General features: G+C 68.1%; 10 protein-coding genes. 5 read left to right on the top strand and 5 right to left on the bottom strand.

All coding sequences use genetic code 11. The features are described 5' to 3' along the window. Window positions 1-170: 170 nt before the first annotated feature. Window positions 171-1,619 carry a nuclease-related domain-containing protein gene (locus NE2_RS00320; RefSeq protein WP_063022778.1) on the bottom strand — a complete coding sequence of 483 codons (1,449 nt, stop codon included), beginning with the start codon at window positions 1,617-1,619 and terminating at the stop codon, window positions 171-173. Between the two features lie 535 nt (window positions 1,620-2,154). Here NE2_RS00320 and NE2_RS00315 point away from each other — a divergent pair. The 3 genes from NE2_RS00315 (at window position 2,155) to NE2_RS00305 (ending at window position 7,267) form a co-directional block, all read left to right on the top strand. After that, window positions 2,155-3,396, top strand: a complete 1,242-nt coding sequence (locus NE2_RS00315) for a cytochrome P450 (protein ID WP_063023274.1) — start codon at window positions 2,155-2,157, stop codon at window positions 3,394-3,396. A 101-nt stretch (window positions 3,397-3,497) separates the two neighbouring features. Beyond that, a complete protein-coding gene (locus tag NE2_RS00310) occupies window positions 3,498-5,177 on the top strand; it encodes a bifunctional metallophosphatase/5'-nucleotidase (RefSeq protein ID WP_233429594.1) in 1,680 nt (559 codons plus the stop codon). A gap of 107 nt (window positions 5,178-5,284) precedes the next feature. Beyond that, the gene (locus NE2_RS00305; protein WP_233429593.1) at window positions 5,285-7,267 is read left to right on the top strand and encodes an Eco57I restriction-modification methylase domain-containing protein; all 1,983 of its coding nucleotides are present in this window, start codon (window positions 5,285-5,287) and stop codon (window positions 7,265-7,267) included. 43 nt (window positions 7,268-7,310) lie between these two features. Here NE2_RS00305 and NE2_RS00300 read toward each other — a convergent pair whose 3' ends face one another. The 4 genes from NE2_RS00300 to NE2_RS00285 form a co-directional block, all read right to left on the bottom strand. Next, complete coding sequence (locus tag NE2_RS00300; RefSeq protein ID WP_030515379.1) at window positions 7,311-7,931, bottom strand: TetR/AcrR family transcriptional regulator; 621 nt, start codon at window positions 7,929-7,931, stop codon at window positions 7,311-7,313. 113 nt (window positions 7,932-8,044) lie between these two features. Then, window positions 8,045-8,224, bottom strand: coding sequence for a hypothetical protein (locus NE2_RS00295; RefSeq protein WP_030515378.1), 180 nt, complete (start codon window positions 8,222-8,224; stop codon window positions 8,045-8,047). A gap of 129 nt (window positions 8,225-8,353) precedes the next feature. Further along, window positions 8,354-8,872, bottom strand: a complete 519-nt coding sequence (locus NE2_RS00290) for a gamma carbonic anhydrase family protein (RefSeq protein WP_063022774.1) — start codon at window positions 8,870-8,872, stop codon at window positions 8,354-8,356. Then, the gene (locus NE2_RS00285) at window positions 8,853-9,833 is read right to left on the bottom strand and encodes a GlxA family transcriptional regulator (protein WP_063022772.1); all 981 of its coding nucleotides are present in this window, start codon (window positions 9,831-9,833) and stop codon (window positions 8,853-8,855) included. The genes NE2_RS00290 and NE2_RS00285 overlap by 20 nt, the downstream gene beginning before the upstream one ends. A gap of 71 nt (window positions 9,834-9,904) precedes the next feature. Between NE2_RS00285 and NE2_RS00280 the strand changes: the two genes are divergently transcribed. Beyond that, complete coding sequence (locus NE2_RS00280; protein WP_063023270.1) at window positions 9,905-10,672, top strand: MBL fold metallo-hydrolase; 768 nt, start codon at window positions 9,905-9,907, stop codon at window positions 10,670-10,672. A 109-nt stretch (window positions 10,673-10,781) separates the two neighbouring features. Further along, window positions 10,782-11,906 carry an alanine dehydrogenase gene (gene ald, locus NE2_RS00275; protein ID WP_063023268.1) on the top strand — a complete coding sequence of 375 codons (1,125 nt, stop codon included), beginning with the start codon at window positions 10,782-10,784 and terminating at the stop codon, window positions 11,904-11,906. Window positions 11,907-11,909: the final 3 nt, after the last annotated feature.

Genomic DNA, 11,909 nt, shown 5'->3' with positions numbered 1-11,909 from the left:
CTTCCAGGTACGGTCGCCGAGGGTGACGACAAGGTCGACCGATCCGCCCAGAGCCGAGACATACGCTCGGATCGGGTCGATGCCGGACACCTCGCCTCGCTCGATCTTCGAGACCCTCGCCTGCGTGCCGCTGCGCGAGCCACCGTTATGACGAGTTCGCGACGGAACGGTCAGCAGCCTGCTTGGAACGGATAGCAGGTTGCCCCCTCCGTAGGCATTGCCGAATGGTGCTGTGTGCCTGGGGGTTCGGTGGGCGGCGGGGCGGGCGTCGTTGTCCTCTCGGGCGGGCGGACCTGGGATGGTGCCGGTTGGGAGTCGGATTGTGCGCGAGGGTGGTCTTTGCCGGCCATGTAGCCGATGCCGCAGATGAGGATCAGTGCGGCGGCGATGCCGAGGAGTGCGGTGCGGAGGCGGTGGCGTGCTGGGGGTTGGGTTCGGGCGGAGTCTGTGGCTGGCTCCTGCCAGTTGGGGTCCGGTGCCTTGGTTTGGTGAGAAGTGATCGGCGTGGTGTGGGCGTTGATGTCCGACCGAGAAGGGGTGCGCGTGTGCTCGTCCATTCTCCGGGGAGGTGCCGACCGGGGGATCGGAGCGGAGTTCGAGGGATGCGTCGTTGTGGCTGCTGGGGACGCCGCGGTTGGAGCGTGGGCGGCCGGGTCGGATGTGGACGCGGGAGCCGGTATCGGGTCCACTCTCGGCGCCGGTGCGGGACTGGCGTCGGTGTGCGAAGCCGGTGGGGTCGAGGGGCGGGCCGCGGCGTAGGAAACCGGTGAGGTTGGCGGGGCTTGGTCCGGCGACGCGGCCGGTGGGGCGGCGTTGTGTGGGGCGTGCTGCGATGGCGGGAGGTGTGAATCTGTCGGGGCCACCTGTGGATTCAGTCGGGCTTGGTCTGCCTTTTCCGGCTGGGCGACCGGGGCGTCAGGGGACGCCGAGGTAGTTGAGCTCCCGTCTCCTTCTCTCGGCACCGCCGACACCTCGGTCGGGAATCCCTCCGCCACCAGTTCCGCGTAGAGCCGGCGGCGGCTTTCGGCGTCGCGGGTGCGATCGACTCGCAGGGCTGTCAGCGCGGTGACGACCAGCTCCGCGGTCCACGGTGTTCGGTCGCGATGCTGGGCGGTTCGGCCGAACCACGAGTAGAGCTGGGAGGCGCTGTCGCCGAGCAGGACGGTGAACCCGGCGGGCATCGGACCCCTGTCGAGGGTGACCGTGTTGCCCGACTTGGGGATGAGCAGGATCAGGCCGTCTACGAACGGTTCCGGGCCGCGTGTCAGTTCGGCGACGAAGGTTCTCAGGGCGGAGACGGGCCTGCGCACTTGGTGCAGCGGGTTGGGGTCGTCGCCGCGGAGTTGGACCGGGTCGCCGTGGATGCCGGGTGCGGACCACCGCTCGTTCATCGAATACGACAGTGGTCCGCGGGTCTTCTTGCGCAGAGCGTCGACCTCGATGACGGCCGCCGCGTGCGGAGTGAAAACCAGAAGATCGGCTTCGGTGCTCCCGCCGTCCAGCCTCGGGATGTAGACGCCGGAGACGGCGATTCCGGGTTGGGTGACGTAGTTCGCGAGCCATTCGACGACCTGCTGTTGGGCCTTCGGTTTGGTGATGTCGCCGTTGATTATCAGCATGGCCGGTTCGACCTCCAGAAGCGTTGTAACACATCAACGTTAACCGAGTGCTTCCACCGAAAGTCGCGTGATAACACTGCGCTACAACGGCTTTCGGGCGGTAATGGCTGGTGGGCTGCTCGGCGGCCGATGGAGGGTCGAAAAGTGAGATAAGATAACAAATTCCGACCGGACGGAATGTCGACTCGGAGTCGCTGAGGGTGTACGCGGACCGGTCGGCTCGACGTTCCGCATCGTCGGCGTTGCCTGTCGAGGTGCGGGCCGTGCGGACCTCCCCGGCTGGACACCCGGTAGTGGGGTTGCGTTCCGGGCTTCGTCGGATGCCACCGAATCGGCAACAATGACAGCTCGGGGCTACCAGGAACTTCTCGCCGGAACGGCGGTGCCGTTCGGAAGGCGTCGACCGGGGTCCGGTACGGGCGGGCGCTGCCCGTCGGGCGCGCGGCGGGCCCCGCGGCGGCCCAGCGGCACCCACGAACGGTATCGATATTCTCGACTATGGAATTCTCATTCTCATTGAGAGAGAATGATCCGTATGCCTGACACGCCTCGCCCTGCCACAGCACTCGACGACGCCCCCGCGCCCGATAGCGCCGACGCGGTCTACTGGGACCCGTTCGACCGCGAGATCGCGAAGGACCCCTACCCGATCTATCGGCGGATGCGGGCGCAAGCGCCGCTCTACTACAACGACAAGCACGACTTCTACGCCCTCACCCGCGCGTCGGATATCGATCCCGCACTGCTGGACTGGGAGACGTACTCGTCGTCGCGGGGGCCGATTCTGGAGATCATCAAGGCGGGGATCGAGATTCCGCCGGGCACGTTGCTGATGGAGGATCCGCCGGCGCACGACATCCACCGCGCGCTGCTCAAGCGGGTGTTCACGCCCCGGCGGGTGATGTCGCTGGAGCCGCAGATCCGCGACCTGTGCCGGCGGTCGCTGGACCGGCTCGCCGGAAAAGACCGGTTCGATCTGATGACCGCGTTCGCGAACGAGGTGCCGATGCGCGTGATCGGCATGTTGCTCGGTATCCCGGAGGCCGATCAGCAGACCGTGCGAGACAAGGCCGACAGCGCGCTGCGCACCGAGCCCGGGCAGGGAATGCAGATCTCCGACAAGGCGATTCCGGATGCCGAACAGTTCGCCCAATACATCGACTGGCGCGCCGACAATCCCTCCGACGATCTGATGACCGAGTTGATGCGCGCCGAATTCGTCGACACCGAGGGCGTGACGCGGACGCTGACGCGCGACGAGATCCTGACCTATGTCTCCGTCGTCGCGGGGGCCGGTAACGAGACCACCGCCAGGCTGATCGGCTGGCTGGGTGCGCTGCTCGCCCGCCACCCCGAACAGCGCGCCGAACTCGTCGCCGATCCGAGCCTGATCCCGAACGCGATCGAGGAGACGCTGCGATTCGAGCCCACCGGCCACGCCATCGCCCGCTACGTCACGAAAGATGTCCAGCTCTACGGGACCACCGTGCCCGCCGGCAGCGCGATGATGCTGCTCGTCGCGTCGGCGAACCGCGACGAGGAACGCTGGGACGACCCGGAGCGGTTCGACATCCACCGCAAGATCAGCAACCTGCGCACCTTCGGCCTCGGCACCCACTTCTGCTTGGGCGCGGCGCTGGCCCGGCTCGAGGGCAGGGTGGCGCTGGAGGAGCTGCTGCGCCGCTTCCCGACGTGGGATGTCGACTGGGACGACATCACCTTGTCGTCGACCTCGACCGTGCGCGGCTGGGAGACATTGCCGATCACCGTGGGCTGACGCGCCGAGCAGCCGTCTCGGGTCGGCGATGGCGCAGGGCGACAGCAGAGTTCACCGAACCGTCGTTTCGGGGACGTTCCCGTATGTCAGAGTCTGACGGTATGGGTGTTCTGCGGCGCATGGCGGCCGGTGGTGCCGTCGCGATGAGTCTGGTCGCGCTGTCCGGATGCGGCGGAAGCAGCGAAACCACACATCAGGGCGCGATACCGCTGGTCTCCACCAGCGACCTTCCGGCGGCGCAACCCGGCGAGGTCCATCTGTTCGGGATCAACGATCTGCACGGCAATCTGGAACCGCCGGAGGCGAGCAACGGGCAGATGGGCGAGTACATCGCGGGCGGGGCGGCGTATCTGGCCACGCATCTGCAGCGGTTGCGGGCGGCGTATCCGGACAGCGCGGTGGTGTCGGCGGGGGACAATATCGGGGCGAGTCCGCTGGTGTCGTCGCTGTTCCACGACGAGCCGACGATCGGCTATCTCAACCAGATCGGGGTGGCGGCGTCGGCGGTGGGCAATCACGAGCTGGACCACGGGGTCGTGGAGCTGGGACGGTTGCGCGCGGGCGGCTGTGCGCTGGATGGGTGCTCACCGGGAGATCTGTTCACGGGAGCACACTTCGATTTCCTCGCCGCCAATCTCACCGACTCCCGCGGTGAGCCTCCGGCCGGAGTGCGGCCGTGGACGATGCTGACGATCGGCGGGCACAAGGTCGGTGTCGTCGGGGTGGTGACGCCCGATACGGTGAATCTCGTTTTCCCGGAAGGAATTCGCGGTTACACCTTCGGCGAGGAAGCCGAGGCGATCAACAGGTACGTGCCCGCCATGAAACAGGCCGGTGCGGAAACCGTTGTCGCCCTGGTGCACGACGGCGGCGCCCAGGGAACACCGGCGAAGACCACCGATTACAACGGTTGCGCCGACATCAGTCCGGATGTGCCGGCGCTCGCGGCGCACACGGATCCCGCCGTTCAGGTGCTGCTCACCGGGCACAGCCATCAGGCCTACAACTGCGAATTCGACGGCAAGGTGGTCACGCAGGCGGCGTCCTACGGGCGCCTGATCACCGATGTCACGCTGCGGTTCGACCACGGGAAGGTGTCCGCGCACGCGGTCAACCGGGTGGTGACCCGCGATGTCGCAACCGATCCGGCGGTGGACAAGTCGATCGCATTCTTCACCGGCCAGGCGGCGCCGCGCGCGCAACGGGTCGTGGGCACCGCGACGGCCCCGCTGACGCGCAGCGATCGCGGTGGCGGCGAATCGCCGCTAGGTGCGGTGATCGCCGATGCGATGCTCGATGTCACCCACGATTCGGCGCAGGCCGTGGCGGCGTTCATGAATCCGGGTGGCGTGCGGGCCGACATCGGCCCCGGGCCGATCACCTACGGCAGCATCTACGAGACGCAGCCGTTCGGCAATCAGGTCGTCACCGTCACCCTCACCGGCCGCCAGATACTGGACCTGCTGGAACAGCAGTGGGACAACAAGAGCAAACCCGCCGTGCTCTCCGTCGCGGGCATCTCCTACTCCTACGACGACAAGGCCGCCCCGGGACACAAGGTGATCGCCGATTCCGTCCGCATCGGAGGCGGGCCTGTGAATCCGGTCGCGACCTACCGGGTGACCACCAACAACTTCCTCGCCTCCGGCGGCGACGGCTTCGCGGTGTTCACGCTGGGCACGGATACGGCGGTCGGCCCGACCGATCTGGACGCCCTGGAGACCTACCTGCGTGACCGGGGAGCGGTCGGTCCGCCCGAGGAGCGCGTCCAACGCCGGTGAACGGTGGCGTGGCTGTCGACGGGGCCGCACGCGGGTAGAGGCTGACCTGGGCGGCGCGATACGTCGAGTTCGCCCACATTTGCGCTCGCAGCAGGCACAATGCGGACATGCGCGGCGGGCGAGAGCAGCCAGCAGCAGACCGCCGGGCGGGACGGGTGCCGGGCGGGGGTGGGGCGCGGAAACGGCACGGGCGGCATTACACGCCGCCGCGGTTGGCGGAGTTTCTCGCGGAGCGGATGCTCGCGCATGTGCGACCGGGGAGCGAATTGGCGGTGCTCGATCCGGCCTGCGGGGACGGTGAGTTGCTGTCTGCGGTGGCATATGTTGCGGCACAACGCTTTCCGGATACCTCCTTGCATCTGGTGGGGTACGACCTGAATGCCGCGGCGGTCCGGGAAGCTCAGGCTAGGGGGATGTCGTGGAACAGCCGATTCGGGGGCAGGTCCCAGGTCTGGCCGGAGGAGGGCACCGCCGAGTCGTGGGCGGGATCGCGGGTGGCGGACGCGGTCGGCGCATACCTCGGCGCGGCGCCTGGGGTGGATACCGCGCCGCCGTCGAATCGTGTCGTCATCGATTGGCGGGTGGGGGATTTCCTCTGCGCGGCAACCGAATTGACCGACTCGCACTTCGACGCCGTGATCACGAACCCGCCGTATGTGCGGACTCAGCAGCTGGGTGGCGCGACCGCGCAGATGCTGAGCAAGCAGTTCGGGCTGTCGGGACGTATCGATTTGACCCATCCGTTCGTCGCGACGATTCCGCGGTTGTTACGCCCCGGTGGGGTGCTGGGTCTGCTGTGCGCCAACCGATTCCTCAGCACCAAGGCGGGGGCGAATCTGCGGGCGCTGCTGCATGCGGAACTGACGCCGGTGGAGCTCTACGACCTCGGGGACACTCGGCTGTTCGAGGCGGCGGTCCTGCCCGCGGTGACAATCGCCGTGCGCGGGCACGAGCAGCGGACCTGCAGGTTCGTCACGGCCTACGAGTCCGAGCGGGAGCCGACGGCCGCTGCCGACCTGTTCGACGCTGTGGTCGCCCCGGCCGACTCCGTCGTCGACCACGGCGGTCGCCGCATCGCGGTGGAGACCGGAACGCTGTGGACCGGTGCGCACGGCGAACCGGGCGGATCGGGGAACCCGCGGCGCGGTTCGGCCGGCGGGCCCGCGCGAATTCTCGCCGATGGTGGCGACGCATGGGCCGATGTGGAGTGCGAAGTCGAATCACTCACCAGCACTTTCGATCCCGCAACTCCGTGGCGCATGTCGCGACCCGATACCGATGCCTGGTTGGCGCGGATCGCCGCCGGCACGTGGCGCACGTTCGGTGAGGTCGCGCGAATCAGGGTGGGGATCAAGACGAATGCGGATCGAGTCTTCATCTCGGACCGTTGGGAGGATCGGCCCTGCTGTCCGGAGCCCGAACTGCTCCGGGGGCTGCTGACTCATCACGATCTCGTCCCGTGGCGGATCGCACGCGCCCACGATACCCGGGTGCTGTATCCCTACGATGCTTCCTGTTCGTGCCGCACACCGATCGATCTGAACGAATACCCGCTCGCCGCAGCCTATCTCGCTCAGCACAAGGACACCCTGGCAGCTCGGGACTACCTCACCGGCACGGGACGGGAGTGGTTCGAGATCTGGGTGCCGCAGCGGCCGCATCTGTGGTGCCGACCGAAGGTGGTGTTCCCGGATATCAGTGTGGCGCCACGCTTCGCGCTCGATCGCAGCGGGGCGGTGGTGAACGGGGACTGTTACTGGATGTCGCTGGCCGATATCGGCGACGAGCGGATCGCCTATTTGCTGATGGGCGTGGCTAATTCGACGCTCGGGCTGCGGTTCTACGACGCCGTGTGCGGAAATCGGCTCTATGCCGGGCGGCGACGGTGGATCACGCAGTACGTCACCCGGCTTCCGCTGCCCGATCCGGATACCGCTGCGGGACAGCGGCTCATCGATCTGGCTCGCGAATTGGCCAACGGCGGAGCCGAACCCGATGCCGCGCTGCTCGACCGGCGAGTGGCGGCGGCGTTCGGGCTGGGCGAGACCGGAGTACGCCCGCACGACAGTGGCGTTTCGGAGTCTTCGTAGCAACCGGCGACGGCCGCGGACCGTCGGCACACCCGCGAGACGGTCAGGCGGTGTGGCCCCCGACCATCGGCAGCAACGTCCGCCGGGCGAAGGCGCGGGCAGCCTCCGCGTCCGAGAGCGGAATCAGCCCGTCGGGAGTCAACGCCAGGGACTGCGCCAGCCGGGCCATGATCTCGGCGACGAGGTCGGCATCGAAATCCAGTTCGGCGTTGGCCTTCTGCAAACCGCGCAGCTTGTCGCCCAGGTAGGCGCGGCCGACCGCGAGGATCGGACCGGCGTCGGTGGTCAAGCGCGGCAGGATCAGCTCGGGTTCGGTGCGCAGCAGTCGTTGCAGCAGCTCGTTGTGCGCCAGCGCGGTGATGAAGACGACGAAGATCTCCACCAGCTGATCCTCGTTGTCGGTGATGCTGCCGACCCGCTGTTCGATATCGGCGACGAAGCGCTGCGCCTCGCGCACGCTCACCGCCTCGACGAGATCGTTCTTCGATTCGAAGCGGCGATACAGCGTCGCGGGGCTGATGCCGGCGCGGCGCGCGATCTCACCCATGCTGGTCCGCTTGATCCCGAAGTCCAGGAAGGCCGACAGGGCACTCTCGAGCAGCTGCTCACCGTCGGAGCGGGGCTTCTCGAGGATGCGGGCCAGGATGGACGGAACAGGGGGCATGGGGTCTCCAGTCGAGTCGGCGAATGACCGCGTCGATGCGGAAGGCTGACGATCATTATCTCATCGCGCCGGACCGTCACCGACGTCCCCGACCTGGCTCACGCCGTCCGCGCTCAGCGCAGATTGAATGCGGCCATTTCCTGCTCGATCGCGTTCGCGGCGAAATCGCTTCCGTTGCACCGTAATTCGTGGACTCGGCGCTGTAGCGCCTCGATGCCACCGGGTTGGGCCGCGATATCGGCCACACTGATCCGCCCCTTGGGTCGGTGCATACCGGACTGCTCGTACGACACCGTCTAACCTCCTGCATACCCACGTCGCAGTACGCCGCCCGGGGCGATGATTCGCTGCCGCGGACCGCGAACATGCTGCGACGATGCTACCAAGAGATCAACCTGGACGCTTGACCAGTGTGGCCCGTCTCACAGCTGGGTGCCGGCGTCGCGGTGAGTGCTCATATTGTGCAGATAGACCGCGGCGTTGAGCTTGATGCGATCGCGTTCGGCATCGCCGAGTTCGCGCCGCACCTTGCCCGGTACGCCCGCGACCAGGGAGCCGGGCGGAATCTTCATGCCCTCGGGAATCAGGGCGTTGGCGGCGATGAGGCTGCCCTCGCCGATCACAGCGCCGTTGAGCACGGTCGCGCCCATGCCGACCAGCACGTCGTCGCCGACCGTGCAGCCGTGCAGAATCGCGTTGTGGCCCACCGACACTCCGCTGCCGACCTGCAGTTCGTATCCCGGATCGGCGTGCAGTACGCAGCCGTCCTGGATGTTGGTGCCGGCGCCGATGCTGATGTCCTCCAGATCGCCGCGGATCACCGCGCCGTACCAGATGCTGACCTGTTCACCGAGCCGCACCCGGCCGATCACCGTGGCCGTCGGCGCCACCCATGCGGTGTCGTCGATCTGCGGCTCGTGCTCACCCAGCTTGATCATCATGCAGGTCAACATAGCTGGCCCGGAACTGGGCGCGATGTGCGGCCGGTGGCAGCCCGAGCGCGCGATGGAAATGGTGGCGCAGATTCATCGCCGTGCCCAGGCCGGTCTCGGCGGCGATGCGGTCCATCGTGTCGTCGGTGGATTCCAGCAGCAGCCGAGCGCGGTCGATGCGCTGGTCGAGCAGCCAGCGCTGCGGGCTGGATCCGGTGCGTTCGCGGAAGCGGCGGGTGAAGGTGCGCCGCGACATCAGCGCGGTGCGGGCCCAGCGATCCAGGTCGATGGGCTGGTCCACATGTGTGCGCGCCCAGACCATCGCGTGTTCGATGGGGTCGTCGTCGGTGGCGTCGGGTACCGCGAGCGGGATGTACTGTGCCTGCGACCCGGCGCGGTAGGGGGCCAGTACGAGCGTGCGCGCGAGTTCGGTCGCGGCGCGGGCGCCGTGGTCGGCGCGCACCAGGTGCAGGCAACAGTCCAGTGCCGCAGCCACTCCCGCGGAGGTCACCACATCGCCGAGGTCGGTCCACAGCCGATCCGCGCGCACGTTCACCGCGGGAAACGCGCGGGCCAGGGCCGGGGCCAGACCCCAGTGCGTGGTGACTTCACGCCCGTCGGCCAAACCGGTGGCGGCGACCACCCAGGAGCCGCGGCACAGCCCGACGATGCGGGCGCCGCGTTCGTGTGCGCGCCATAGGGCCGACGAAATGGCCTCGGGCACGGGAAGTTCCGGGTTCCAGCTGGGAATCACCACGGTCTCCGCGCTGTCGATCGCCTCGGGGCCGTGACGTACGACGAGGTCGAAATCGCCGGGGGTGCCGAGGATTCCGGGAACTTCCGCGCAGGTGAGCACCCGGTAGGGCGCGCTGTGCTGCACGCTGGTGCCGATGCGCCCGAACACCATGCCGGGGACGGACAGGTGAAAAGGGCTGATTCCGTCGAAGGCGACCACCGCGACCACATGCATGGCCCGATATTATCGAAGCATGGCCTGCGGGCCACTGTTCGAGCGTGCCGGATCGGGACAAGCTGTTGCTCATGACGAACACGCTCTCCACCACGGTCGAACTCCTGCACATCGGCGGCCCCACCGTCCGGCTGAACTACGGCGGGCTGGTCTGGCTGACCGATCCGACCTTCGACGAACCCGGCGACTACTCCTCCGGCGTGCTCACCCTGCATAAATTGACCGGACCGGCGGTCGCCGCGGATCGCGTGGGCCCGGTGGACGTGGTGCTGCTGTCGCACGATCAGCATCCCGACAACCTCGATCCGGCGGGCCGCGACGTCATGGCCGGCGTCGAGACGGTGTTGTCCACGCCGGAAGCGGCCGGGCGCCTGGAAGGAGTTCGGGGACTGACGGTGTGGGAGTCGGTGCGCATCGGCGCCGTCACCGTCACCGCGGTGCCGGCGCTGCACGGGCCGGAGGGCGCGGAGGCGCTGAGCGGCACGGTCACCGGCTTCGTCCTGCAGGCCGAGGACCTGCCGACGGTCTACATCTCCGGTGACAACGCCTCCGTCGACTACGTCGAGCGCATCGTGGCGAAATTCGGCCGCATCGATATCGCCCTGCTCAACGTCGGCGCCGCGAACGTCGGCCGGTTCGAGGACAGCGACGTCACGCTCAATGCGCGCACGGCGCTGGCCGCGGCGCAGGTACTCGGCGAGGCGGTCGTGGTGCCGGTACACGCCGAGGGCTGGGCGCACTTCACCGAGACACTCGATCACCTGCGGCGCACCTTCGGCTACGGCGGGCGCGAGAAGCAGCTGCGGATCCCGCCGCTGGGCGAGTCGATCACCGTGTGACGCCGATGCCGGGTTGCCGGGCGCGGATCGATTGCCGATTGGTTGCGGTTCTGTGAATCGCCGCGACTTGATCATGGCACCGCGCCCGGATCAGGGCCACGATGGCGGTATGAGAATCGGGGTTCCGCGCGAGATCAAACCGCAGGAGAGCCGGGTCGCCCTCGCCCCGGCCGGCGCCGTCGAACTCACCCGGCACGGTCATCGGGTGCTGATCGAATCCGGCGCCGGACTCGGGTCCGGATTCACCGACGCCGATTACGTCGCCGCCGGGGCGGACATCGCCGCAAGCGCCGACGCGGTGTGGGACGGGGCGGAACTGGTGTTGAAGGTGAAAGAGCCGATCGCGCCCGAATATTCGCGCATGCATCCCGGGCAGGTGCTGTTCACCTTTCTGCACCTGGCGGCCTCCCGGGAGTGCACCGACGCCGTGCTGGCCTCCGGCATCACCGCGATCGCCTACGAAACCGTGCGCGGACCCGACGGATCACTGCCGCTGCTGACGCCGATGAGCGAGATCGCCGGCAAACTCGCACCCCAGGTCGGCGCCTACCACCTGATGGCGCCCGAAGGTGGCGCGGGAGTGTTGCTGGGCGGCGTGCCGGGGGTGCGGCCGGCGGAAGTGGTGGTGATCGGCGGCGGGGTAGCGGGAACGAGTGCGGCGACGGTCGCGGTGGGGATGGGTGCGCGGGTGATCGTGCTCGACACCAATCCGGTGCGATTGCGTGAACTCGACATCCGATTCGCCGGCCGGGTCACTCCTCTCGCCTCGAACGCGGCCGACATCGACCGGGCGGTCGTCGCCGCGGATCTGGTGATCGGTTCGGTGCTGGTGCCGGGAGCGCGAGCGCCGCAACTGGTCCCGGACACGCTGGTGGAGCGGATGCGGCCGGGGACGGTGCTGGTCGATATCGCCATCGATCAGGGCGGTTGTTTCCAGAGCTCCCATCCCACCACGCACGCCGAACCGACCTTCCCCGTGGCGAATTCGCTGTTCTACTGTGTCGCGAACATGCCCGGCGCGGTCCCGCACACCGCCACCGTCGCGTTGACCAACGCCACCCTGCCGTATGTGCGAACCATCGCCGATCTCGGCTGGCGGGCGGCCTGCCGTGCCGACCCGGGCCTCGAGGCCGGGCTCAATGCCGATGCGGGACAGCTGTACTCACCGGAGGTGGCCCGGGCGCACGGCCTACTCGGGGTCGGTCACGGGGCGGGGTGGCAGGCGTGCCGGTGACGG

Origin of the sequence: Nocardia elegans NBRC 108235 (assembly GCF_001612845.1) — a bacterium.
Classification (GTDB): Bacteria; Actinomycetota; Actinomycetes; order Mycobacteriales; family Mycobacteriaceae; genus Nocardia; species Nocardia nova.
Note: the sequence above shows the minus strand (reverse complement) of the source record. Positions and strands in the feature narration are given on the sequence as shown.

Coding starts and splice junctions, on each gene's coding strand:
- NE2_RS00320 (WP_063022778.1), bottom strand. CDS start 1,619: ATGCTGATAATCAACGGCGACATCACCAAACCGAAGGCCCAACAGCAG.
- NE2_RS00315 (WP_063023274.1), top strand. CDS start 2,155: ATGCCTGACACGCCTCGCCCTGCCACAGCACTCGACGACGCCCCCGCG.
- NE2_RS00310 (WP_233429594.1), top strand. CDS start 3,498: ATGGGTGTTCTGCGGCGCATGGCGGCCGGTGGTGCCGTCGCGATGAGT.
- NE2_RS00305 (WP_233429593.1), top strand. CDS start 5,285: ATGCGCGGCGGGCGAGAGCAGCCAGCAGCAGACCGCCGGGCGGGACGG.
- NE2_RS00300 (WP_030515379.1), bottom strand. CDS start 7,931: ATGCCCCCTGTTCCGTCCATCCTGGCCCGCATCCTCGAGAAGCCCCGC.
- NE2_RS00290 (WP_063022774.1), bottom strand. CDS start 8,872: ATGATGATCAAGCTGGGTGAGCACGAGCCGCAGATCGACGACACCGCA.
- NE2_RS00285 (WP_063022772.1), bottom strand. CDS start 9,833: ATGCATGTGGTCGCGGTGGTCGCCTTCGACGGAATCAGCCCTTTTCAC.
- NE2_RS00280 (WP_063023270.1), top strand. CDS start 9,905: ATGACGAACACGCTCTCCACCACGGTCGAACTCCTGCACATCGGCGGC.
- ald (WP_063023268.1), top strand. CDS start 10,782: ATGAGAATCGGGGTTCCGCGCGAGATCAAACCGCAGGAGAGCCGGGTC.